19 protein-coding genes are annotated in these 24,936 nt (G+C 65.1%); 2 read left to right on the forward strand and 17 right to left on the reverse strand.

What is annotated here, in order from left to right; all coding sequences use genetic code 11:
• Nucleotides 1-8: 8 nt before the first annotated feature.
• The 10 genes from BRX37_RS15085 to BRX37_RS15130 form a co-directional block, all read right to left on the reverse strand.
• Nucleotides 9-974 (reverse strand): glycoside hydrolase family protein, encoded by a 966-nt coding sequence (locus tag BRX37_RS15085; protein ID WP_125987959.1) that lies wholly within the window; start codon nt 972-974, stop codon nt 9-11.
• Nucleotides 971-2,161, reverse strand: a complete 1,191-nt coding sequence (locus BRX37_RS15090; protein ID WP_125987961.1) for an SGNH/GDSL hydrolase family protein — start codon at nt 2,159-2,161, stop codon at nt 971-973. Before BRX37_RS15090 ends, BRX37_RS15085 begins: the two co-directional genes overlap by 4 nt.
• A 29-nt stretch (nt 2,162-2,190) precedes the next feature.
• Nucleotides 2,191-3,705, reverse strand: coding sequence for an MFS transporter (locus BRX37_RS15095; RefSeq protein WP_125987963.1), 1,515 nt, complete (start codon nt 3,703-3,705; stop codon nt 2,191-2,193).
• A 108-nt stretch (nt 3,706-3,813) separates the two neighbouring features.
• Nucleotides 3,814-6,246 carry a glycosyl hydrolase 115 family protein gene (locus BRX37_RS15100; protein ID WP_125987965.1) on the reverse strand — a complete coding sequence of 811 codons (2,433 nt, stop codon included), beginning with the start codon at nt 6,244-6,246 and terminating at the stop codon, nt 3,814-3,816.
• Nucleotides 6,246-7,826 carry a rhamnogalacturonidase gene (locus BRX37_RS15105; RefSeq protein WP_125987967.1) on the reverse strand — a complete coding sequence of 527 codons (1,581 nt, stop codon included), beginning with the start codon at nt 7,824-7,826 and terminating at the stop codon, nt 6,246-6,248. The genes BRX37_RS15100 and BRX37_RS15105 overlap by 1 nt, the downstream gene beginning before the upstream one ends.
• Before the next feature lie 28 nt (nt 7,827-7,854).
• A complete protein-coding gene (gene bglB, locus BRX37_RS15110; protein ID WP_125987969.1) occupies nt 7,855-8,970 on the reverse strand; it encodes a beta-galactosidase BglB in 1,116 nt (371 codons plus the stop codon).
• Entirely contained in the window at nt 8,971-11,979 is a 3,009-nt protein-coding gene (locus BRX37_RS15115; protein ID WP_125987971.1) for a glycoside hydrolase family 35 protein, read from the reverse strand. It abuts the gene before it with no gap.
• 22 nt (nt 11,980-12,001) lie between these two features.
• Complete coding sequence (locus BRX37_RS15120) at nt 12,002-12,316, reverse strand: L-rhamnose mutarotase (protein WP_004209361.1); 315 nt, start codon at nt 12,314-12,316, stop codon at nt 12,002-12,004.
• A 104-nt stretch (nt 12,317-12,420) separates the two neighbouring features.
• On the reverse strand, nt 12,421-13,956 hold the full coding sequence (locus tag BRX37_RS15125) for a rhamnogalacturonidase (protein WP_125987991.1): 1,536 nt from the start codon (nt 13,954-13,956) through the stop codon (nt 12,421-12,423).
• Between the two features lie 12 nt (nt 13,957-13,968).
• Nucleotides 13,969-15,180, reverse strand: a complete 1,212-nt coding sequence (locus BRX37_RS15130; RefSeq protein ID WP_125987973.1) for a rhamnogalacturonan acetylesterase — start codon at nt 15,178-15,180, stop codon at nt 13,969-13,971.
• Nucleotides 15,181-15,508: 328 nt separating this feature from the next.
• Here BRX37_RS15130 and BRX37_RS15135 point away from each other — a divergent pair, with 328 nt between their 5' ends.
• Nucleotides 15,509-18,451 carry a TonB-dependent receptor gene (locus tag BRX37_RS15135; RefSeq protein WP_125987975.1) on the forward strand — a complete coding sequence of 981 codons (2,943 nt, stop codon included), beginning with the start codon at nt 15,509-15,511 and terminating at the stop codon, nt 18,449-18,451.
• An 81-nt stretch (nt 18,452-18,532) separates the two neighbouring features.
• Here the strand turns inward: BRX37_RS15135 and BRX37_RS15140 are convergent, their stop codons facing one another.
• The 7 genes from BRX37_RS15140 to BRX37_RS15170 form a co-directional block, all read right to left on the reverse strand.
• Entirely contained in the window at nt 18,533-19,309 is a 777-nt protein-coding gene (locus tag BRX37_RS15140; RefSeq protein WP_125987977.1) for an IclR family transcriptional regulator, read from the reverse strand.
• Between the two features lie 162 nt (nt 19,310-19,471).
• Entirely contained in the window at nt 19,472-19,984 is a 513-nt protein-coding gene (pal, locus tag BRX37_RS15145) for a peptidoglycan-associated lipoprotein Pal (protein ID WP_125987979.1), read from the reverse strand.
• Nucleotides 19,985-20,103: 119 nt separating this feature from the next.
• Nucleotides 20,104-21,438 carry a Tol-Pal system beta propeller repeat protein TolB gene (tolB, locus tag BRX37_RS15150; protein WP_037519409.1) on the reverse strand — a complete coding sequence of 445 codons (1,335 nt, stop codon included), beginning with the start codon at nt 21,436-21,438 and terminating at the stop codon, nt 20,104-20,106.
• The gene (locus BRX37_RS15155; RefSeq protein ID WP_125987981.1) at nt 21,435-22,412 is read right to left on the reverse strand and encodes an energy transducer TonB; all 978 of its coding nucleotides are present in this window, start codon (nt 22,410-22,412) and stop codon (nt 21,435-21,437) included. The genes tolB and BRX37_RS15155 overlap by 4 nt, the downstream gene beginning before the upstream one ends.
• Nucleotides 22,413-22,430: 18 nt before the next feature.
• Nucleotides 22,431-22,901: a protein TolR gene (tolR, locus tag BRX37_RS15160; protein WP_004209369.1), complete on the reverse strand. Its 471-nt coding sequence runs from the start codon at nt 22,899-22,901 to the stop codon at nt 22,431-22,433.
• Nucleotides 22,901-23,620 carry a protein TolQ gene (tolQ, locus tag BRX37_RS15165; protein ID WP_004209370.1) on the reverse strand — a complete coding sequence of 240 codons (720 nt, stop codon included), beginning with the start codon at nt 23,618-23,620 and terminating at the stop codon, nt 22,901-22,903. The genes tolR and tolQ overlap by 1 nt, the downstream gene beginning before the upstream one ends.
• The gene (locus BRX37_RS15170) at nt 23,617-24,087 is read right to left on the reverse strand and encodes a YbgC/FadM family acyl-CoA thioesterase (protein ID WP_004209371.1); all 471 of its coding nucleotides are present in this window, start codon (nt 24,085-24,087) and stop codon (nt 23,617-23,619) included. The genes tolQ and BRX37_RS15170 overlap by 4 nt, the downstream gene beginning before the upstream one ends.
• A 167-nt stretch (nt 24,088-24,254) precedes the next feature.
• Here BRX37_RS15170 and BRX37_RS15175 point away from each other — a divergent pair.
• Nucleotides 24,255-24,936, forward strand: a 682-nt coding sequence (locus BRX37_RS15175) for a 3-hydroxyacyl-CoA dehydrogenase family protein (RefSeq protein ID WP_125987983.1), incomplete at its 3' end; no start/stop codon positions are given.

A 24,936-nucleotide genomic window follows, 5' to 3' on the forward strand; every position in this document is an offset into this window, starting at 1 on the left:
CGCGGCGATCAGGGCTTTAGTCGTATATGCGCCGGCGCATCGCGATCGACGCTGACGATCCCGTCCTTCTCGGTCAGTTCGGCGATCTGCAGCACCGACCGCCGTTTCCAGTCGGGATTGGCCTTCGCTTCATCCTCGCCCTCCTGATGGACGAAATAGATGATATAGGCGCGGTCGCCCGACACGATGATATCGGGATGCTGGCCCTTGGCCCGGTCGGTCGGTGCCTTGCCGGGCGTCGCCAATATATAGTCCGGCTGGCGCGTCCAGTGCGTCCCGTCGTCGGAGCGCATCACCAGCAGCCCCTTCCACGCGTCGGAGATCAGCCAATATTTGCCCTTCCAGCGAAACGCCTTGGGGCCTTCGCCCGGCGTGTCGGTCAGCCGGTCCTTGACGCTCCAGTGAATGAGGTCGCTGCTGTCGGCGGTGCGGATCGCCTTGTTCATCCGCTCGTCATTGAAGAACAGCCGATAGCCGCCGCCCGGTAACGCCAATACGCTGGCATCGATCACCCGGTCGGAGCCGAGGTCGAGCCGCTCACCACAGGTCCAGCTCTTGAGGTCCGGGCTGGTCAGATGGACGATGAAGCGCGGCGCATTCCAGTCGCGATAGACGCCCGGCACCACCGTCAGCCACATATGCCACTGGCCTTCCAGCCACTGCACTTCGGGCGCCCACAGCGTCTCGCCGGTGCAACTGGTCGGGATCGTCGCGGTGCCGCTGTAGCGCCACTTCGCGCCATCCTTCGACCGCGCCGTGCCGATCGCCGTGCCATGGACCCAGCGGACATCCTTGGCGTCCTCCATGGGCAGGTCGGCGCGGCGATTGGTGTAGAACATCACCCATTCGCCGCTCTTGCGATCATAGACGGTCGACGCATCGGCCGCGCCATCATGTACCGGATCGCGCAGCAGCGGCTTGGGCGCCACCGGCCCGCTCGCGGCGGCGGCCATCAACAGCAGCGACGCGATCATTTGAACAGCCTCAGGTCGAATGCATCGGCCATGACGCGGAAGCCTTCGTCATTGGGGTGCAGCGCGTCGCCGACATCATAGGGTTTGGCCATGCGCGACGGATCGGCCGGATCGGCCACCGCCCTGGCCAGATCGACGAAGCCGTCGGCCTCCTTGGTCGTGCGGATCCAGTCATTGACGGCGATACGCACCGCATCGCCCTCCGCGCTCCAATAGCCCGCGCCCTTATAGGGCAGGATGGTTGCCAAAATGACCTTGATATTGCGGTCATGCGCTCGCGCGATCATCTGGCGATAGGCGCCGATGACGGTCTGCGGCGTCAGCATCGGGCGCTTGTCGCGCGCCGCCCCGCCCAGGTCATTCACCCCTTCCAGGATGACGACATGGGTGACGCCCGGCACCGCCAGCACATCGCTGTCGAACCGGGCCAGTGCATTATAGCCATCCGCCTCGCTCAGCAGCCGGTTGGCGCTGATCCCGGCATTGGCGACGCCGACGCTCTTGCGACCCGCCTTCTGCAGCCGCTCGGCCAGCAGGTCGGGCCAGCGCCGGTTGCTGTCGGGGGTGGCGCGCACGCCGTCGGTGATGGAATCGCCCAGCGTCACGATCGCCGTGCCGCGCTTGGCATTGTCGACCTCGACCGCGGAAATCACCACGCGCGGCCCGATGACGGTCGGGCTGGTCAGCGTCTGCGCACCCGTCTGGTCGCCCGGCGCGGTCCAGGTCGTCGCCGCCGAATAGCTGTGGACGGTCGCATCCGCCGCGCCCTGCGGCAAATGGATGGAAATGCTGATCCGGGTCAGCGGCTTGACCGCCAGGTCGATCGGATCGCTCAGCAATGGCGCGCGCGCGGGAATGGTCGCACCCTGCGCCTGGTTGAAGGTCACGACATGGTCGCTGCCCGGCACGATCGCGCCATTCTCGCCGGCCAGCGCGACATGCACGCTGCCCACCAGCAGCGGACTGACCGACATCTCGTTCGACAGGCGGATGCGGATGCGCTGCCCGCCGCTCGACAGGCGCACCACCTGGCGGACGGTGCGGTCATTGAGGTCGGGATGCTTCTCGGGCGGGGCACGGTTGACCAAGGGCGCCGCCATCCAGCTGCGCGACCAATATTGGGCCTGCGCCGGCGATGCGGCGACCATCGCCAGCAGCGCCGCATCCAACAGCATCCTCTTGCCCATGTCCCTCTCCCTTATTGTCCGACCGGCCCTTATTGCGCGACCGGGTTGCGGCCCCACAGCTGGTCATAGCGCCAGCCCGACAGATCCTCGACCACTTCGGCCGCGACCGGCGACGTCGGCGTGCGCGCACCGCTGCGCAGATGCTCGATCTCGCGCATCAATATGTCGTGCGTCGCCGGGCTCAGGCGGAACTTGGTCGAAACCCAGATGCCCAGCCCCAGGCAGCCGACCGTGCCCACGCCCAGCAGCAGCGCCATGGTCAGGATCGCGCCATGGCTCTGTTCCGCCGCGCCCGACACGAAGCCGCCGGCCTGCATGATGAAGCCCACGCCCGCGACAGCGGCGGCCTGCGTCGCCTTGCGGACGAAGGTCATGACCCCGGCAAAGCTGCCTTCGCGGCGCTGGCCGGTCACGATCTCGTCGACATCGGCCATATAGTTGTAGGTCGCCCAGGGGATATAGTTGAGCGCGCCGCGGCCCAGGCCGCACAGGATGATCGGCAGCCAGATCCACGGGCTGGTCGCCGGCACGCCCGCAAACCACAGGCCGATCAGCGTCAGGCAGCCGACGGCGAAGTCGGCGGCGGCGACCTGATAGGCCTTGGCCGGCGACGCGCGCAGCGCCAGGTTGATGGCGATGATCACGGCCACGAACTGGACGATATACATGGTGCCCAGCAGGCCCGATGCGATCGCCGTCGATCCGGCCAGCGCGAAGATCACGAAGAAGGTGAAGGCCGCGTTGAAGATGTCCTGGCTGATATAGCCACCCAGATACATGCCCAGATGCAGGCGGAAGGCGCGGATGCGCATGGTCGAAAACAGGTTGCGGTAGAGCGCCTTCAGCGCCTGTCCCGGCCCGCCCGCGCCGACCGGACGCTGGCCGATCGCCTCGGCCGATCCGGGCAGATGCCGTTCCCAGCTGAACAGATAGAGCAGCCCCGCCGTGACCATGAACAGGGCGGCAAAGATAATGCCCATGTAGAAGAAGGTGTCGGCGCTGTCGCGGCCCAGCGCGTTGATCAGCCACAGCGGCAGGAAGCCGGCCAGGATTGCCGATGCCTGACCGAACAATATGCGAGACCCGGCGAACTTTGCCTTGGTGCGATAGTCGGTCGACATTTCTGCGGCGAGGGTCTCGAACGGAATGATCTCCATCGCATAGACCAGCTCGAACAGCACATAGCTGACCAGATAATACCAGAAGCCCTGACCCGGCAGCCACATCAATGCAAAGCTCGGCAACAGCGGAATCGCCGCCAGGATGAAGAAGCGACGGCGGCCGAACTTGCGGCCCAGCCAAGTGCCGCCGAAATGGTCGGAAATATAGCCGATCATCGGCGAGGCGAAGGCGTCCAGGATGCGCGCGACGGCAAATATGGTCGCTGCCTGCCCGGCGCTAAGGCCACAGAATTGCGTGTAGAAGATCAGCACCCAGCCGGAAATGACCGCCATCGATCCCGCGCCCAGCACGTCGTTGGAGCCATAGGCGAGGTAATTTTGCAGGCGGACGGGACGCGCGGTGGATGGGGCAGTCTCGGGCAATTCAGGTCCTCCGCCTAGGGCAATGATCGGCGCTTGGGCTCTTGTTCTGACGCGCGCGGGCATATGAGATATATGCCACATAGTGAACGGCTATCACACGATATGAGACTAATGCAAGCCGTTCTCGGCCTTTTCTGCGGTCGCCGGCACGAAGCGGATTGCCTCGATCAGCACGCCGGGATCGGCGCGCTCCAGCGTCACCACATGGCGCCCGCCGCTCAATCGTTGCGTTAACGTCATGGTCGCGCGATTGTCCAGCACCCCCATCGCCCAGTCGCGACTGCCGGTCTCGCGCCGACTCTCCAGTGCCTGTGTCACGCCATCGATGCCGATGGCCAGGTGCAGCGCATCGCCATCCCGGTTGGCATAGGTCGGCAGGATATCCACAAGCACGGTCCATTCGCCCAGCGGCAGGTCGATCGTCGCGCGGCTGGCTTCTTTCTTCCCGCTTGGCGCCAGCATCGCGCCATGGCGACCCAGCCCCTCCACGCGCGACCATCCGGCGAATCGGTCCGGCGTCAGCAGCGGCAGGGCAGGGGCGGCTGGCTGCGCCTTCGCCGGTCCGGCCGGCGACGCCGGCGCATCGACCGGCGGCAGGATCACCGGCGTCTGGCGATAGCTGCGCCATTGCCCGTCCGCCGGCTCCACCGCCATGATTCCGCGCCATTTTCCGCCCGCCAGTTCGCGGTTATAATAGGTCGTCAGCCTGTCAATTTCGCTGTCTGCTTCATGCGCGATCCTGCCGCGCCGCGTCGCCTCGGCAAGGTCGCTGTCGCGCAGCCGGTCATGCGCCTCGGCGGAAAAGAAACGCCGGTTGGCCGCCGCCGATGCCCGCACCGGATAGGCCAGCAATTCGTAGAAAGCGTCGCGCCGCTCGGCCGGGATCGCCGGCTCGACCTTTGCCAGCCCCGTCTCCATCGCCGCGAACGCCGCCAGCCGTTCATCCGCCTCGCCGATCGTCAGCGGGCTTTGCCGATACTTATCCACAGGCAGATTCCATTGCAGATGCTCGGGCCGCCGGGCGAAATTCAGCTGGTGATAATCGCGCAATATCTCCGCAATGGCGGGTGCCTGCGCGGCAGCGACATTCTCCGCCGCCCAGTCTTCCACAAACTTATCCACAGGCTTTGCTCGCACTTTATCCACAGCCCAGGCGAGGCTCAGAAAATAGTCGGTGGCCAGCTCCGCCGGCTTCAAGTCGCCGACATTGGCGACCCAGACCTGCCGCGCGCCGGCATCCCAGGCACGCCCCATTTCCTCCCGGATCAGCGCCGGTGGGGTTGTGGATAACCATAGGTAGGAGAGCGGCGCACCCAGATAGGAGAGGTGATAATAGACGCCCGACCCACCCTTGCGCGCCCGCTCGGCGGCATCCGGGAAGTGGCGGATATAGCCGAAATTATCGTCCGGCCACATCAGCGTCACATCGTCCGGCACCTTGAGGCCCGCGCGATAGACGTCCAGCACTTCCTTATAGGGCGTGAAGACCTGCGGGGCGTCCGCCGCACCGGCCCTGGCCAGCATCGCCCGCTGGTCGGCAAAGATGCGCTCCAGCGTGGCGCGCCGCTCTTCGACCGTCTTGGGGCCCACCATGCCACTGTCATGGATGCCGCGCATCCCCAGTGTCCAGATGTTCTCATAGCGGGCGTTGCTGCGCACCCGCGCATCCCAATAGCGCCGCACCCCGTCGGGGTTCTTGAGATAATCGAAATCCTCGGCCGGCGCGGTCCATTCGCCGACATTGTTGCGCAGCATCGGCTCGGCATGGCTCGACCCCATGATGATGGCATAGCGATCGGCCAGTGCTGCGTTGGCCGGGTCGGCATTGAAGGGCGTCGTCACCTTGTGCATCGCGGGCCACAGCAGATTGGCCTTCAGCCGCAGCAGCAGCTCGAAGACCTGTGCATAAGTCTTAGGCCCCAGCGGCTTCTCGTCCGGCGCATGTGTGCCCGCCGCCCAGGGCACCAGCCCCCAATCCTCGTCATTCAGGAAGATACCGCGATATTTGATCGAAGGCGGCCCGAACCGCCGGGCATCCTTCGCCACATAGAGCGCGTCGCGATGCAGCGGCGTCACATCCGCCCACCAGTGCCAGGGCGACACGCCGATCGCGCGCGACAGTTCATAGGCGCCATAGGCGGTGCCACGCCGGTCGCTGCCAATGATCAGCAGCGCGCGCGCCACGCCGGGTGCAGGCCGCTCGACCGGCAGGATCAGGAAACTCTCCCACGCGCCCTTCAGCTTCGCGACATCGATCCGCTTGTCCGCCACCAGCCGGTCGATCGCTTCGCTATGCCCCAGCGTGCCGATCCAGACCTGTGCCGCGCCGCCCTCCGTGGCCCCGGTGACCCGGCCAATATCCTGCTTCAGATCCTCGGCGGCGATTCCTACCACGGCGTCGTCGGCCGGGTCGGTGACGATCCGCGCCGCCTGTCCCTGCGCCACCAGCGGGAAATCTCCCCGCTGCGCCACCGACCGCACCCAGTCCGCCGCCTGCGCCGGCGTCGCGCCGAGCAGCAGCAGCGCCAGCCACCAGCGCATCAGAAACGCACCATGCCGACCGTGTCGATCCGCCGGTCCGGCAGGTCGCGGATCGCGCTGCTGCGAAAGCCGGTCACATGCTCCAGCTGGAAGGCACCCGCGCCGCCCGGCATCTTCAGATAGGATCCGTCAAACCCCTCGACATGTTTCAGCCAGAAGGCCGGACGCGCGTCCGCTGCCCGCGTCCGCACCTCGACATGGCTCAGGTCCAGATTGCGGGCATGACGGATGAAGAAGCCGCTCGCCGGCAACGGCCCGAACCGATCGGGATCGGGATAATCCTCTTCCTTCGCCGGTGGATCGATCGCCGCCATCGCCGCGTCGCCGCCGCCCGGCTGGTCGATGAAGATATTGCTGATCTGGACGTCCTCGACCGGATGACCGGCCACCCCCGCGATGATCGACGGCAGCATCGATCCGCTCTGGCAGGTGATATTGTCGATCAGCACCCGCCGCATCGATCCCACCGCCGCGCCGGCCGGCCCGCGCATCCGCCGGCCCAGTCGCAGGAACAGGGCCGGGCTGTGACAGCCGCGCATGGCGATGTTGCTGATCGTCACATCCTCCATCACCGCGCCGTCCACCGTTTCCAGCGCCAGCCCCCAGCATTGGTCGAACACGCAATTGCTGATCGTGATATTCTTGAACCCGCCATTGCTTTCGGTGCCGCACTTGATCCGGCCCAGCAGCCAGGTGTCGCGATTGCGCGCGAGCGGCCGGAACGTCCCGTCCAGCAGCGTGCCGACGACATAGGAGCCACTGACATGGCAGTTGGTGATGGTCACATTCTCGGTCGCACGGGGATAGCCCAGCGCATAGCTGGACTTGGGCACGATCGCATCGTCATAGGGGGTGTTGAGCGTGCAGTTGCTCACCCGCACATTGCGGCAGCAGTCGATGTCGAAGCCGTCGCGGTTGGTGTCGACGGTGAGGTTGTCGATCAGCAGATTGTCGACCCCGGTAGCCAGCAGGGCGAAATGCCCGCCCTCCAGAATGGAAAAGTCCCGCAGCGCGACATTGCGACAGTTCTTGAGCGCGATTGCCTTGTTGCCGACGCCGGGCAGTTCGGCGGCCGGCCGATCCGTATCGGGATGCCCCCGGCTCAGCCCCTTGCCCCAGATCAGCCCGTCGCCGCAGATCGCGATATCATGCAGCCCCTCGCCATGGATCAGGCTGTTGCGCCAGTGATTATGGCCATAATCCTGATAGGGCGCGATCGCCGGATCCTGCGGCTCGGCCGCGTCATAGCCGCCGCTGGCGAGGCCCGTCAGCGGCACTGATGCGGCCAGCAGGGTGGCGCCCCGGTCCAGCCACAGGGTGATGTTGCTCTTCAGGTGTATGGTATAGCAGGCATAGCGGCCGGGGGGCACATAGACGGTCCCGCCGCCGCGCTCTGCGGCAAAGGCGATCGCCCGGTCGATCGCGGGGCTGTCGATATGGCTACCATCGCCCTTCGCGCCGAAATCGCGGACATTCACTATGCCCTGCAGCAGGGCGCGGCCGAAGGCGGGAAGTGCCGCCAGCATGGATATGCCGGCGGCACCTTTCAGCAGGAAACGGCGATCGATCGGTCCTTCCATTTACCCCTCGATCCCCGTTTCCCGTGACTCAGATATAGGTGCGCAGGAACTCGCCGAGTGCGCACATGGCCAGGCTCTGGCCATAGGGCATGGAGGTGAGCGCGATGTCCTTGTAGAATTGCATCGTGTCGCCCATCGCCGTGCCGAAGCTCACCTGCTGCAGCTCGCCGGTCTCGTCGATGTTCGCCAGCACGCCGCGCACCGCCTTGATGCCGACTGCTTCATAATGACGGGGCAGATAGCCCTTACGCACGGCCTTCAATATGCCATAGGCAAAGCCGGCGGTGGCCGATGCTTCCAGATAGCTGGTCGGATCGACGATCAGCGTGTGCCACAGGCCGGTCTCGGCGTCCTGCGTCTGCGCCAACGTCTTCACCTGGGCGGCCAGCGTGTCGATCAGGAAGGTGCGGAAGAAATCGCCTTCCTTCAGGTCCAGGATCTCGATGATCTCGGGGATGGCGATCGTCACCCAGCAATTGCCGCGCGCCCACAGCGCTTCGGCGAAATTGTGGCGGCCGTTGAAATCCCAGCCGTGGAACCACAGGCCGGTCTTCTTGTCGAACAGATATTTGATATGGACCAGAAACTGGCGCTTGGCTTCCTCGACATAGGCCGGGCGACCCAGCAGCAGGCCGATCTTGGCCAGCGGCAGCACCGACATCATCAGCGTGTCGTCCCACATCTCGCCGGGATTCACGTCATTATAGACGATGTGCTGGAACCCGCCTTCCTCGGTCTTGGGCAGGCCATCGGCCGCCATCAGCCATTCGGCCCAGACGTCCAGATAGGGGATGTAGCGCGGATCGGGCTCATATTCATACAGATAGGCCAGCGTGATGAACGGGGCCATCGTGTTGATATTCTTGGTCGGCGTGCCTTCGGCAAAGCGATCCTCGAACCACTGCTTGATGATGCCCAGCGCCTTCTGGTCGCCGGTCTGCTCGAAATAGCGCCACATGCCGAACAGGCCGACGCCATGGGTCCATTCCCATCCGGCCCAGCCCTTGGTGTCGATGATGCGACCATCTTCCAGATGGAGCAGGAATTCGCCTGTCTCGTCCTTGATATTGACGAGATTGTCCATCAGCCGGTCGATGGATTCGACGACCTGCTGGCGCGGTACATCATGGGTGAGAGCGGCCACTTACTTGGTCTCCTTGAGGTCTGAAGGTGCGTTTGGCGCGGTCACCATCTGCACCGGCAGACCGCCTTTCACATTGCGTAGGGTGACGAGGCGCACGGCTTCGAGCGCATCGCCCGGCTGACCGTCGGATGTGACGGCCAGCGCGACATGGTTCTGGCCCCTGTGGTTCAGGATGCCTTCGGGAATGGGGAAGGTCCGCTGCGGCCCGACATGGGCGATGAACTGCCCCATGTTCCAGCCGTTGACGAAGACCAGCACACGGTAACGGACCGGCGAACGCGGCTTGCTGGCGTCGCCGAAGCTGAGGCCAATGGTCGCGTCCTGCCCCTTGGGCACGCTGAGGGCAAAGCTGGTGCGATACCAGCTCGTCCCGGCCGCCGCCTGGGTCGCGGGCACGCTGGCCTTGGCCCATGCGCTGTCGTTGAAGCCGGGCAGGTGCCAGCCCATCCGCTCGCCATAAAGGCCGCCATTATTGGCCGGACCACGGGCGACATCGGGCAGATCCTCGCCGCCCTGCTTGCCCTGGATCTTCCAGTTGATCGGCACCGCGAAGCTGCGCCCGCTCGGGCCGCCCTCCAGCGATGCGGACACCAGGCCGCGCGCTTCCTTGTGGAAATCGTCGCTGTCCAGATCCCAATTATGGCCATTGTTGCGGACCATGACGGAAAGGACATGCTCGCCCGCCGCCTGCGCCTCCGCCGGCAGGGCGAAGCGGGCCGTGCCGGTGGTGATCGGCCGCGGCAGGCCGCCGGGCGTCTCGCCTTCGCCCAGGAACTTGCCGTCGACCCAGGCCTGCACCAGCCCCGAACCGCCCGCGCCATAATAAAGCGACAGCGCCTTGGCATCGGGCGACCCGGTGAAGCGACCGCGATACCAGACATCGCCATCATGGAAGCCATAGGCGTCCATCAGCATATTGGGCTGGCCATCGGGCTTGGCGGTGGTGCTGGCATAGGATCGGTTGTCGATCGCCTGCCAGTTGCTGTCGTCGAAACCGGGCTGCGCCTCGGGCGAACCCTGCGCCATGCGCCAGTCGTTGAGCGCCGGCAGCGCGACGTCGGCCGGGCCGGCGAGCGGCTGGACCGCGGCGATGCTGCCGTTGGCCGTCGCCTTCGTCGTCACCTTCGCGCCGTTCCAGCTGACCGAGCGGACCGCCCTGGGCGCCCAGATTTCGAGCGGGCTGGCGGCAGCCGTGTCACCGGTCAGCACCAACGAACCGCCCCTGGCGACAGCGCTGCGCACCAGCGCCGGCCCGCGCACCAGCATGTTCTGCTCGCGCCAGTAACGCGCACCCTCTGCCTCGTCGGCCAGGATCAGGGTCAGCGGCGGACGCCCGCCCCCCTCGATCCGCACCACGGCGCGGCCCTGATGATCGTAATCCAGCTTCAGGTCGCCCTTGGCGGCATCGAACGCGCTGCGCGCCTGGCCTTCCAGCACCGTCACCTTGGGCGCGGATGCATAGCGCAGCACCGTCTCGCCCGGCTCGCCGGCGCGGCCATAGAGCAGGATCAGGTCACTGCCGTCGATCTGCTGCGCCGACTGGAGTTCGGAACTGGAATAGACCAGCCGCTGCCCGCCCAGCGTCACGCCCGCGACCAGCCATTTGGCATCAAAGCCATTAAGCTGCATCGGCACGGTATAGCGGCCATCGGGCAGGTCGGCGGTGAAGCTGAAAGCGTCGCTCGTCTGCCCGTTGGACGGCTTGTGCGTCACCATCAGGAAGCGCGCGTCCGTCTCCGGGCTCTTGTTATGATAGACCTGGATATTGGGCGAGCTGATCTCCGGGGTCCCGGCCGGGATCATGCCGGCCATGTCGGGGACGGAGGCGATCAGGCCGCCCAACTGCTTCATCTCCAGCGCCTTCTCGCGGATTTCGCGCGGCTCGGAAATGGCGGAGCCATAATCATAGCTGCTGAACACCACCGGCGCGGGCAGCCAGCCCCAGCTGGTGCCGCCATAGCCCATGTAGAAGCTCTGGATGCCGATGCCATTGGCGAGGTTCGTGCCATAGAAGACGCGCTGGAACCGCTTGCCACGCTGGATCGCGTTGCACTCATAGCCGCCGTTCGATCCCCAATAGTCGAACCAGCCGCCACCGAATTCGGCCAGGAATCCGGGCGTGTCGGGTGAAGCGGAGGCGCCGCCCTTGGCGCCGCCGGGACCATAATAGCCCCAGTCGGGCGCGGCTGATCCGCGCGTCGGCTTGCCGTCCACGGTGCAGGTGCCGCCGGGATAGCCGTCGAACGCATACATGTCGTTGGGGCCGTGGACGACCTTCTCCACCTTGCTGCTCTCGGGTGCCCAATAGCCGTTGCGGCCCTGGTCATTGTGGAACAGCGGCACGGTGATGCCGTCGGCCCGTGCCTTGGCATAGAGATGATCCATATAGCGCCGCTGCGCCGGCGTGGTCATCGCCAGCTCATTTTCGATCTGGTGCAGGATCACGCCATATTTGCGGCCGGGATCATTGTTGATCTGGTGCTTGGCGATGATCGCGTTGACCTTCGTCAGCCACTCGTCGGCCGCCGCCATATAATCGGGGTCATCGGTGCGGGCGCGGGCGCGCTGGTTGACCAGCCAGCCGGGAAAGCCGCCGCGCGACAGTTCCGCATTCACATAGGGACCGGCGCGGGTGATGACGTAGAGGCCTTCCTCTTCCGCCATCGTCAGCAGCCGATCGATGTCGCGGATACCACTAAAGTCGTACACGCCCTTTTTCGGGCTGTGGAAACCCCAGTCGAAATAGACGGCGACGCTGTTGAAGCCGCTCGCCTTCATCTTCTGGAGGATATCGCGCCACAGATCGGGCGAAGGCAGGCGGAAATGGTGGAATTCCGACGACCAGATCACCATCCGCTTACCGTCGATCATCAGCGATCGCGCATCATAGGACACGCGGCCGAAGGTCTTGACCGGCGCGGAGAGATTGGCGGTCGGCTTGGCCTGCTGCGCGAGCGCAGGCGTGGCCAGCATGGTGCCAAGGGCGAGGGCGGCGATGAAGCTACGCATGGATGTCAGCCTGTCCCTGCACTCAATCCATGTGGAACAGCAGCGACAGCGGCCATTCCTTGGGCTGGTTGCTCGGCTGCACCTCCATCAGCGGCGCCATATAGTCCCACCAGCGTTTCATCACCGGATGGTCGGGCAGGCTGTCGCGGCTATTGTCCTCGCGCAGCTTCAGCACCGCGAACAGGCTCAACGTCTCTTCGTCCAGGAAGATCGAATAATCGTAGATGCCCGACTCGGTCAGCAGCGCCGACAATTCGGGCCAGATCTCGTCATGGCGCTTGCGATATTCCGCGACCACGCCGGGCTTGAGCTGCATCTTGAAGGCGTGGACGGACATCGGCTCTCCCCTGTGAACCATATTATGGAACTCGAAACCGATATTTGGGTAACATCGTCCCACATGTTCGTCAAATGCTAAGAATGGGTGGGACGATGTCCGGCTCAGCGCGCCAGGATCGGGCTGTTGCGGATCGTCAGGCCCGTCACATCATCGAACAGCGCCGGTGGCCGCGCGTCGGGCGTCGCCGTCTCGGCGGTAAAACGCTCGATCGTCAGCCGCTCGGCATGGCGCGCCCATAGTGCCCAACTGGGCAGCACGCCGAACATGCTGGGTTCGGGATAGGCATCGGCCAGTTCGGCGGGCCTGTGCGCCGCATCCTGCGCCGTGCCGCCACCCTGATAGACCAGATGCACGTCGCGCAGCGTCACGTCGCGCACCGGATGGCCGGGCAGGCCGGCAATGCTTGCGGCAAATCTGTGGTCGATCCCGCGTGCATCCACCTCGCTGATTTCCACGCCGCTGATCGCGCCGATGCCGGTGCCGTCCGGCCCGCGCCGCCGATCGCCGATGCGCAGGAAGATCGGCGCGGTCGTCACCTCGCGCATGGTCAGCCGCCGCGCGACGATATTCTCCATCACCCCGCCATCGACCGTCTCCAGCGCCAGCCCGCGGCAACGGGTGAAGCGGCAATCCTCGATCCGGATATTGCGATATCCGCCATTGCTCTCGGTGCCGAGCTTGATCCGGCCGGTGACCCGGTCCTGGTCGGGCGCGATCTGCTGCGTGGTGCGCTTCGTGCCATCCAGCATCGATCCCATGTCATAACCGGACACGTCGCAGTCGCGGATCAGGATATTCTCCGATGCGATCGCGCGGCCCAGCGCATAGCTGCTCTTGACGACGATGCCGTCATCATTGGGCGAATTGACCCGGCAGCGTTCCACCACCACGTCGCGCACGCAATCGAGGTCGATACCGTCGCGTTCGGTGTCGATCGCCAGATTGTCGATGCGCAATTGCTGGGTGCCGGTCGCGATGATCGCGAAATGCCCGCCCTTCAGGATCGAAAAGCCGTTCAAATGAATGTCGCGGCCGTTCTTCAGCGCGATCGCCTTGTTGCCCAAACCGTTCATCTTGGCGGCATCGGGCTCCAACTCGGCAATCTGCGCGTCGCTCATACCGCGCATCGACAGCGGCCGTTCGCCCGCCTGCTTCTTCCAGCGCGCGCCCGGTCCGTCGCGGGTCAGGCCCAGGCCATGGATCATGCCGGGGCCAAGAATCGCAACCTCGACCAGATCCTCGCCCCAGATCAGGCTGTTGTGCCAATGGCTATGGCCGAAATCCTGGTAAAGCTGGTCGATCCCCGTCTCGGGCAAATCATAGCGCCCGGCATGGCGCGCCGGATCGGCCGCCTCGATCACCGCGCCTTCGCCGATGACCAGGGTGACATGGCTTTTCAGCCGGATCGAGAAGCAGAGATAGCGGCCGCGCGGCAGCAGCACCGTGCCGCCACCCGCCTGCGACGCGGCCAGGATCGCCGCATTGATCGCATCGCTGTCGATCGCGATGCCGTCGCCCCGCGCACCATGATCGCGCACGTCGAACCGCCGCGCCGCATGACCGGCAAAGGGGAAGGCGGTGCCGGGCGTCAGCAGCGCACTAGCGGCAAGGCCCAGGCTCATCTCGCGCCGGCTCATCCGCAACATGGCTCAGTTACCTGCCGGACGCACATCGCTATGCGCCCGGCTCGGCACGATCGCCACCTGCGGGGCGCTCGGCGGTTGGGCCGGCATAAAGGGTGCGGCGGCGATATGCGGCGCCAGTTCGGGAATCTGCGTCCTGATCCGCTCGGCCACCGCGCTCGCCAGCAGCCAGGCGCCATAATTATTATGATGGGTCTTGTCCTTGCCGCCATCATTGAAGGCGGTGGGTGCGACCTGCGGCCCCAGCGCTTCGTAGATGGCACGGCTGTCGGCATTGAGGTCGATCAGCGGCACCCGTTCCTCGGCCGCCAACTTGCGCACCGCATCGGCATAGCTGCCCAGCGTATCCTTGATATGGCCGCTCTCGTCGAAATTGCGCCGTTCCGGCGACGTCACCAGCGCCGCATGGGCGCCGCGCCGCCGCACCTCGGCGATATAGGCGCGCAGATAGGCGGGATAGGTGGTGGCCGCATCGGCATAGGTTTGCGGCCATTCCTGCTTCTGGTCATTATGGCCGAACTGGATGAACAGCCAGTCACCCGGCTTCACCGCCGACAGCAGCTTGTCGAAGCGCAGGTCGGTGAGGAAGGATTTGAGCGTTGCGCCCGACTTGGCATGGTTGGCGACCGCGATGCTGCCGTCCAGCATTACGGGGAGCATCTGGCCCCAGCTCGCCGCCGGTTCGGCCGCCTGATCGGTCACGGTCGAATCGCCAGCGAGGAAAATCGTGGGCGCGCTCACCGGCTCGATCGTCACCGAAGCGACCTGCGGCTTGCCCAGAAATTCCAGCGTCAGCCGGTCGTCCCACGTATATTCGCGCGCATCGCCCGCAGTGATCCGCACGGCCGTTCCGCCCGGTGCATTGGCGGGCGGCGGCGGCAGGGCAGGGCTGCGGACATTGACCAGGAACTGCCGTTCGACGAACTGGCCCTTCCTGGTCGCGACATTGCGCAGCATCAGCCGCCGCGCCTCCGCCTTGACCGTGGTTTCGCCAGCCGCCTTGCGGTCGCCCAGCTTCAGCGTCACCCGATAGGTGCCGTCGGGCACTGCCACCGAAAACAGGAAGTCATCTGCGGTGCTGCCCGGTTCCATGCCATGGCCGCCGGCCTGATAGGGCGTCTGCCGTGTGGCGCTGCTCGACGACAGGTCGAAGGACTGCGGCGCGGCGATGGAGGATCCTGCCATCAGGATCAGGGCAAGGCTGGTGCTGAGCGGCATGACGCAAACATCCTGAACGAGACAAATAGGGGAGCGCGCCAAGACGCGCTCCCCCAAGAAAACCGCCCGTGCAGAGGCGGAAGCAGGAATCCGGTCGCGATCACGATGGGATCGGTCTCATAAATTGATAGCATGATCCATATATAGGGAAAAAATTCCGGTCAATCCCTCCCTGCATCCAATGCGATCAGCGTCATGGTGATCCACATCGTGGAACTTACGATCATATTATGATTTTTATGGAAATGTCGTGAAATATAATATAGTGTGACACAAAATTTCACATAGTGGGAATGCTGGCGAGGGCCGGCACATTGGGGAGGAAGTCATGATCGAGCATTACAGCCGTATTGCGTCCGCGCGCCGTTCGTCGGTGATCGCGCTGGCCGTCGCCATGATGGCGGGCGCGCCGGCCTTTGCGCAGGACCAGGCGCCGCAGGCACAGCCCGACCAGGAAAATGCCGACATCGTCGTCACCGGTTTCCGCGCCTCGCTCAACAGTGCGCTCAGCATGAAGCGGCAGGAAGCCGCCGCGATCGACTCGATCGTCGCCGAAGATATCGGCAAGTTCCCCGACTCCAACCTTGCCGAATCGATGCAGCGCGTGCCGGGCATCGCGCTCCAGCGCGGCGACGGCGGCGAAGGCCGCAACATCTCGGTCCGCGGCCTTGGCCCGGCCTTCACCCGCACCCGCATCAACGGCATGGAAGGCACGTCGCAGACCGGTTCGTCGGACATTTACGGCGCCGGCAACAATGGCCGCAGCTTCGACTTCAACGTCTTCCCGACCGAAATCTTCTCGGCCCTGTCGGTGCGCAAGACCCCCTCGGCCGATGTCGAGGAAGGCTCGCTCGGCGCGACGGTCGATCTGAGCGCGCCCAAGCCGATGGAGCAGAAGGAGGATTTCGTCCTCTCGATGACCGCGCGCGGCGTCTATAACGAACTGTCCAAGGAGGTCGATCCGCGTGCCTCGCTGCTGATATCGAAGAAGTTCGGCGACAGCGGCTTCGGCATCCTCGGTTCGGTCGCTTATCAGAAGCGCCATATCCGCGAAGTCGGCTATTCGGCGGTGGACATCCTGTCGGCCAATACCAATGGCGGCTTCTGCTCGCCGGTCGGCTTCGCGCCGCAGAACCCGGCGGACAATGCCGCCAAGGGCGCCGATGCGCTCAATTGCTCGACCGGCAATCCGCGCACCAGCACCAGTGCCGCCTATCAGGCCATCTATGATCTGCGTCGCGACGACCTGCCCAACACGCCGGGCAGCGGCGCCTTCCTGCCGCGCATTCCGCGCTACCTCAATTCGGAACAGAATCAGGAACGGATCGGCGGGTCGCTGACCCTGCAGTTCAACCCCGACGACGATACCGACATCTCGCTCGACATGCTCTATTCGCGGTTCGAGGTGACCCGGCGCGACAATTATATCGCTGCCATCTCCTTCGCCCGCTCGGCCGCCAATAACGGCCAGCCGATGACCTCCGTGCGCGATATCGAGTTCGACGAGAATGGCTCGCTGGTCCAGGGCGTGTTCGACGGCGTCGACGTCCGTTCCGAAGGGCTGGTCGATCATTTCGTCTCGACCTTCAAGCAGGCCAACCTCAACTTCCGCCGTCGCCTCAACGACAGTCTGGAACTGAGCGGCATCGTCGGCTTCAACCGCTCCATCTGGGACGGCAAGAAGCGTCTCCAGACCTTCATGGACGCGATCGACACCGATGGTTTCTCGATCGACTACAGCAAGGGCGGCACCACCCCGACCTTGGGCTTCGGCATCGACGTCAATGACCCCGCCAGCTTCAACTATGCGCCGGGCCGCGCCGATGGCACCGTGCTGGGCGGCTTCAGCTATCAGGGCAAGCCGTCGAAGAACACCACCGACAACATGACCGCCGACATCAACCTCAAATGGACGGTCAGCGACGCCTTCTCGATCAAGGGCGGCGCGCAATATCGGCGCAGCAATTTCCTCTCGACCTTCCTGCGGCCCTATAATGCCGATACCGTGGTGCGGGCGCTGCCGGCCGGCACGACGCTGGCCGATATCACCACCAACATCACCGGCGTCGGCAAGCTGTGGGGCCATGGCGCCCCGTCCAGCTGGGCGGCGATCGATCCCGACAAATGGGCCGACACCTTCGGCTTCGACGATGTCCGCTATTGCGGCGTGGAATGTGGTGGTGGTCGCAGCCGCGTGCGCGAAGAGGTCATGAGCAGCTATCTCATGGCCAATTTCGATCTCAGCGATGCGATCGGCTTCGGCATTCGCGGTGACGTCGGCGTGCGCTACGTCAAGACCGACATGCTGTCGTCGGGCTATATCGCCGTGGCGCAGGCCAGCTCGCCGACGGGTCTGACCGGCCAGTTCGCCGCCGCCAGCAACAGCTATGACGATTGGCTGCCCTCGGCGAACATCGTCGTCGAACCGGTCGAGAATGTCCTGGTCCGCTTCTCCGGCGCGAAGGTCATGGCCCGTCCGGAACTCGGCCTGCTGACCCCGACCAGCGGCGTCAATCCGGTCACCCGCGTCGGTAATGTCAACAACCCGTTCCTCGACCCGATCCGCGCCAACACCTTCGACGTCGCGGTCGAATGGTATTTCCGCCCCGGCTCGCTGCTCTCGGCCGCCTTCTTCTACAAGGATATCAAGAGCTTCATCCAGAATGTGAACAGCCAGATTCCGTTCAACCAGCTCGGCCTTCCCAACGCCCTGCTGGAAAACAGCAACACCTTGCCGGATGAGCTGTTCACCGTGTCGCAGCCGTTCAACACGCCGGGCGGCAAGCTCAAGGGCATCGAGCTCAATGCCCAGATCCCCTTCACCTTCCTCGACGGCTTCTTCAGCAATTTCGGCGTGCTGGCCAACTACACCCATGTCACGTCGAAGATCGACTATATCCTCGCCAGCGTGAACGGCGTGCCGACCGTGACGACCACGGCGGACCTGGTCGGCCTGTCGCCCAACACCGCGTCGGGCACGCTCTATTATGAGGATGACAAATTCTCGATCCGCACCACCGGCAACTTCCGCGACAAGTTCATCCGCGGCATTCCGGCCTCGCCGGGCAGCGACCTTCAGGGCAATGCCAAGACCTTCTACATGGATGCGTCGGCCAGCTATAATGTCACCGATCGCTTGAAGATCATCGTCGAGGCGCAGAACCTGACCGACGAGCAGAACCGCCTCTATATCGACAGCCAGCGTCAGGACACGCTGTTCGAAACCCGCATCGGTCGCACCTTCACCTTCGGCGTGACCTACCGGATGTAATTTCCCAGTCCTCCCCAACCTCAAAAGGCGCGGTTACCATTGGTGACCGCGCCTATTTTCTTGTTTGGGAGGTCAGGAAACTCAGCGCTGGCCGCTGAAGCCCACCGCGGCGCTGATCTGTTCGGCCGACTTCATCACCTGCTCGGCCAGCGCCGGGCGGACATCGTCGGTCAGATAATGGGCCGCGCTCGCGATCGAGATGGCGACGCAGATCTGCCCCTTGGCATCGCGCACCGGCACCGCGATCGACCGCACGCCATCGCCCAGTTCGCTGTCGTGCAGCACCTCGCCGCGCGCCTTGTGGATGCGCATTTCTGCAATATAGGCGTCGATCTGCTTGCGGCTGGCCTCGCCGCCCTTGGCCTCGACATAGAGCCGTTCCCAGGTCGCTTCATCCTCGTCCAGCAGCAGCGCCTTGCCCAGGCCGGTCTCGGCGACCGGACGACGATCGCCCGGCGCGGTCGCGACGCGCAGCCGCTGGTTGCCGGTCACCCGGTCCAGATGGCGCGACCAGTCGCCCTCGCGCTTGCCCACGAACACGCAGAAGCCGGTCTTTTCCGACAGTAATTCCATGAACGGGCGGGCGACGCGGACATAGTCGATCTGCTCGGTGGCCAGCACGCCCAGCTGCAACAGCTTGGGGCCGAGCGCGAAGCCGTTGCGCGTCACCGCCAGATAGTCGCGCGATTTCAGCGCCTGCACCAGCCGGTGCGCGGTGGTCTTGCTCATGCCCAGCTTGCGGGCCAGATCGGCGGCACGGATCGGCCCGTCGATCACCTCGTCCATGATATCGAGCGCGCGCATCAGCGTCTGCGTGCCCTTAACGCCCTGTTCCTGCTTCTCTTCGCCATCTTGCATATGTTTTTTCGCTTCCTGTTTTCGTCCCATATATAGGGTCGTCCCACATATCGGAAACGAATTTCGCAAAGACGGAACGAAGATCGCGGCTGGCCCAAAAACATAAGGGCCCGCCGATCGAAATCGGCGGGCCCATAGCCGTCAGTCGCGACCCGACGGGGATCAATATTGGACGGTAACGGTCACTGCGCGGCGGTTCTGCGCCCAGCTTGCCTCGTCCGAACCCAGAGCCGCCGGCCGTTCCTTGCCATAGCTCACGGTGTTGATGCGGCTGGGCGAAATGCCCAGCGATGCGAGATAATTTTTGGCCGCATTGGCGCGACGGTCGCCCAGCGCGATATTGTAATCGCGGGTGCCGCGTTCGTCGGCATGGCCTTCGATGGTGATGCGGACATTGGGGTTCTGCTGCAGCCAGGCGGCCTGGCTCTGCAGCGTCGCCTGATCCTCGGCATCGACATCATATTGGTCGAGGCCAAAGAAGATGCGGTCGGACGACACCGACGCGACGAAATCTTCCTGGCTGCCCTTGACCGGGCCGGTCTGGCCAACCGGACCGCCCGGCTGGGTCGTGTCGCTGCCGCCCGGTGCCGGCGGCAGTTCGGCCGGCGGCTTCTTCGAGCAGGCGGCGAGGGCCAGGACGGCGGTTGCCATGAGCAGGGGCCGGGTGATCTTCATCGGGGTCTCCTAAGGATATCGCCAAGCTGCCACCCGGACGGGCAACAGCATGGTTGGTAAAAATCGTTACGCTGTCAAGACGATAGGGTTCCCTATCGCGTCGAAAAGCTGTGGAAAACTTATGGCAGCAACGGACCCCAGGCCGGGTCGGAGCCGCTGAGCGGCGTCGGAATGCGCCGTTCGTTCACGCCGGTCAGGTCGACCTGCCACACCTGGCTGCTGCCCTGGCGGCCCGGCGTGGTGCGGAAGAATTGCAGCACGCGGCCATTGGGCGACCAGGTCGGCTGCTCGTCCTGCCAGCCATTGGTCAGGATGCGCTCATTGTCGCCGCTCGGCGTCATCACCGCGATCTTGAAATCGCCCGACAGCTTGGTGAAGGCAATGAGGTCGCCGCGCGGGCTCCATTCGGGCGTCGCATAGCGGCCGCCACCATGGCTGATGCGGCGCTGGTTCGACCCGTCGGCATTCATCACATAGATTTGCTGTCCGCCCGACCGGTCGCTTTCGAACACGATCTGGCGGCCATCGGGCGAATAGGAACCGCCGACATCGATGCCCGGCGAATTGGTCAGCCGCACCGGCGCGCCGCCCTGGGCGGACACGCGATAGATATCGGTATTGCCCGACACCGCCATCGAGAACAGGATGTTGCGGCCATCGGGCGACCAGCGCGGCGCGAAGGTCGTATTGTTGCTTTCGGTCACCAGCCGCTGCTGCCCGGTGCCGATGTCATAGACATAGATCCGCACCCGGCTGCCCAGATAGCTCACATAGACGATCGACTTGTAATCGGGCGAGAAGCGCGGGGTCAGGGCGATCGACTGGCCATTGGTGATAAAGCGGTGGTTGGCGCCATCGGAATCCATGATGGCGAGGCGCTTGACGCGGTTATCCTTCGGGCCGCTCTCGGCGATATAGGCGATGCGGCTGTCGAAGAAGGGGCTCTCGCCCGACAGGCGGGCATAGATGGCGTCGGCGCATTTATGCGCGGCGCGGCGCCAGTCGCGCGGGGCGACGACATAGCCCTGGCGCGTCAGTTCCTGCTTCAGCGCCACGTCATAAAGGTAACAGCCCACGGTAATGTCCGCCTCGCCGCCGGTGGTGCGGACAAAGCCCTGCACCAGCGCCTGATAGGCACCCCATTTGTCATAGACCGGGTTGGTCACTTCCGGGAAAGCGAGCGCGGGCATGCCGGCCGGGCCGGACGGATCGAACAGGCCCGATCCTTTAAGGTCGGTGGCGATCACTTCGGCGATCTTGCGGCCCAGTTCATTGGCGGTGCCGGCCGGGGTCGCCACATCCTGCTGCGCCGGCAGGGCGGGCACCGCGATCTTGAGGTTGCTGTCGATATCGCCGGTCACGTCGACCGACAGCTGCGCCAGCGCGGGCATGGCGGTGAAGGCGAGCAGGGCGGCGGTCGCCGCGGCCAGGCGGCGGAGCAGGGTCGTCGTCATCGGGTCAGCCTCGCGTCAAAGCGGAGTGGCCGCAGCCATTTCCATTGTTCATAATATTCGGGTGGCAAATTGCGGAAGGGCGATGCCAGTTTGACCGCCTGGATCGCGCGTTCCGCATGCAGCTTGGCCTGGGGCCGGTTGCTGGCGGTGACGCCCAGCTGGTCGATCACTTCGGGCGTGCCGATCACCGCGCCATTCTTGTCCAGCCGCACTTCCAGCAGGGTCACCAGCTGATCGGCATCCGCGCCTGACGGCGGGCGCCAGTTGGGCTTGAGCTGCCGGCGGATCTCGGCGTCCAGCGCGGCCTTCTGCTGCGGCCCCATGGCGGCGGCCTGCGGCGCGGCGGCCGGCTTGCGCGGCGCGTCGGCGCTGGTGTCGATGCCTTTGAGGAAATCATTGCCCAGCAGCGATCCCTTGGGCTTGGCCGCGGCCTTGCCCGATCCCGATGCGGCGGCCGGCTTGGCGGCCTTGGGCGCGGGCTTGGCGCTCGCCTTGGCGGGCGCCGCCGCTGCTGCCTTGGGCTTCTCCGGCGCCGGCTTCGCCCTGGGCTTTTCCGCCGGCTTTTCGGGCGCCGGCTTGGGCTTGGGCTTGGGCGCCGCCTTGGGCGTTTCCTTCTTCGGCGGTGTTGGTTTCGGCTTGGGCGGCGCGGGCTTCGCGACTTCCTTGGGCGGGACCGGCTTTGGTTTGGGCGGCGCCGGGGTCGGCTCGGGCACGGGGGCCGGCTCGGGCTGGGCAGCGGGCGCAGCGTCCTCGGTCGGGCCCTTCTCAGGCGCGACGCTGGGCGGTGGCGGCTCGGTCGAGATGCGCGGCGCGGTCGATTGCAGCGCCACCTCGTCCACCAGGCTGACATCCATCGGCGGGCTGTTCAGCTTCAGCGGATTGGGCGTCGCCAGGAACCCGGCCGACAGCAGGCCGAACAGCAGGACATGTCCTGCCGTCGCAACGCCAAGGCCGATTTTTTCCGCGCGTTCCATCGGTTTGACCTATGGCCCCTATTCTGAACCTGCGCTGACATCGTCGGCGCCGTCCTGCCCGCCGGTGCTGACCAGCGCCACCTTGTTGAGGCCGGCCCGGTTGAGCTCGCCCATCACCCGCATCACCCGGCCATAATCCAGCGCCGTGTCCGCCCGCAGGAAGATCTGCGGCGCGTCGGGCTTGCCGGCATTGGCCGACACGATCTCGGCCAGCCGGTCGGGCAGGTCGGCGTCGCTGACCACATCCTCGTCGACATAGATGGCGCCGTCGCGATCGATCGACACCACGGTCGGCTTGGCATCCTGGTCCAGCCCCTTGGCGCGCGTCTCGGGCAGGTTCACCGGCACGCCGGTCACCAGCAACGGCGCGGTCACCATGAAGATGATCAGCAGCACCAGCATGACGTCGACCAGCGGCGTCACGTTGATATCCGCCATCGGCGCGCGATTGCGCCCGCGCCGACCGGATGGAGGGCCAGACATCGCCATCAGCGCTGGGCCTCAAGCTCGCGGCTCAGCGTCGCGTAGAAGCCATCGGCAAAGCGGTTTAGGCGCGATTCCATCCGGTTGATGCCATGGCTGAACCGGTTGTAGGCGATCACCGCCGGGATGGCGGCGAACAGGCCGATCGCGGTCGCGAACAAGGCCTCGGCAATGCCCGGCGCCACGACGGCGAGCGAGCTGTTCTGCGCCGCGGCGATTGAGGTGAAGGCGCGCATGATGCCCCAGACGGTGCCGAACAGGCCGACGAAGGGGGCAACCGAACCGACCGTCGCCAGGATGTTCAGCCGGTCCGACAGCCGGTCGACCTCGGCCGCGATCGTGCTCGACATGCTGGTCGCCAGCCGGTCGCGCGTGCCGTCGCGGTCGATCACCTTCTGCGCGGTGGAGCGGCGCCATTCGGTGACGCCGGCGGCCATCACCTTGGCGGCCGGGAATTCGGCCTTGCCGCGGGCTTCATAGAAGCGGTCGATATCGTCCGCCTTCCAGAAATCCGCCTCGAACGCGCGGCTCTGCTTGCTCGCCTTGCGCAGGGTGAAGCTGAAGCCGATGATGATCGCCCAGGTCCAGATGCTGGCCAGCAACAGGCCCAGCATCACCCCCTTCACGACGATGTCGGCCTGCAGGAACAGGGCGAGCGGCGAAATGGTGGCGGCGTCGGCTGCGGCGCCAACGGCGGCGCCGACGTCAGGCATGGACAGGTTCATGGGTGGATGTCTTCCCCTCGCATCAAACGGCTGAAAATCTCGATCCAGGGGCGCGGCTGGCGCTGCGGTCGTCCCTGGGGTGTCAGATAGGCGACGGTGATGACGCCGTCGGTCAATATGTCCTCGCCGCGCATGACTCTTTGCTGAATGACGCAGCTGGCGGCCCGCACCTCCATCACCTGGCTGACGACCATCAGGTCATCGTCCAGCCGGGCGGGGCGGCGATAGGCGAGTTTCAGGTCGGTGACGGCATAGACGCCTTCGCCGCCTTCATGATTGGCGCGCTGGTCGATGCCGGCGATGCGCAGCATGTCGGACCGGGCGCGCTCCATATAGCGCAGATAATTGGCGTGATAGACCAGCCCCGACAGGTCCGTATCCTCGAAATAGATGCGCAGCGGGAAATGATGCACGGCGGCGATGAACCGTCCGGATGCGGGCGCTGGCAGGGGATCGGCAAGGGGCATGGGCGGCTATTAAGCATGGCGTGCGGTTCGCGCAAAGGCGGAAAATCGCGCGGGCGAACCATCCATCCGTCGCGATGGCCCGTTCGCCGCCCGCGAAGGGGCTTGGCGCGCGGCCTTACTTGTCGGTAGGGGTGACTGGAACGAACATTTGGTGAGGAGAATGGGACATGACCGACATAAAGACCGTGGGCGTGATCGGCGCCGGCCAGATGGGGGCGGGCATTGCCCAGGTCGCCGCCCAGGCAGGCTATGACGTGATCCTGTCCGACATCGACCTGCCCCGCGCCGAAAATGGCAAGGCCGGCATCGCCAAGCTGCTGGCTCGCGCGGTCGAGAAGGAAAAGATCGGCCAGGCCGACGCCGATGCCGCCCTTGCCCGCATCACCCCGGTTGGCGAGATCGCGCCGCTCGCCGGCGCCCAGCTGGTGATCGAGGCCGCGACCGAGCGGGAAGAGGTCAAGCGCACCATCTTCACCAATGTCGGCAAGATACTGGCGCCCGACGCCATCCTCGCCACCAACACCTCGTCGATCCCGATCACCCGCCTCGCCCAGGCCGCGCCTGATGCCAGCCGCTTCGTCGGCGTCCATTTCTTCAATCCGGTGCCGGTGATGGTGCTGGTCGAGGTCATTCGCGGCCTTGCCACGTCGCCCGAGACGGTCGCCGCGGTCGAGGGTTTCGCCGCGAAGATCGGCAAGACCACGGTCCATGCCTTCGACGCACCGGGCTTCGTGGTGAACCGCATCCTGCTGCCGATGCTGAACGAGGCGGTGTTCGTGCTGGGTGAGGGGTCCGGCAGCGTAACCGACCTCGCTGAGGGATTCACGGCTGTCATCAACCACCCGCAGG

This window comes from Sphingomonas sp. S-NIH.Pt3_0716 (assembly GCF_003950715.1).
Taxonomy (GTDB): Bacteria; Pseudomonadota; Alphaproteobacteria; order Sphingomonadales; family Sphingomonadaceae; genus Sphingobium; species Sphingobium yanoikuyae_A.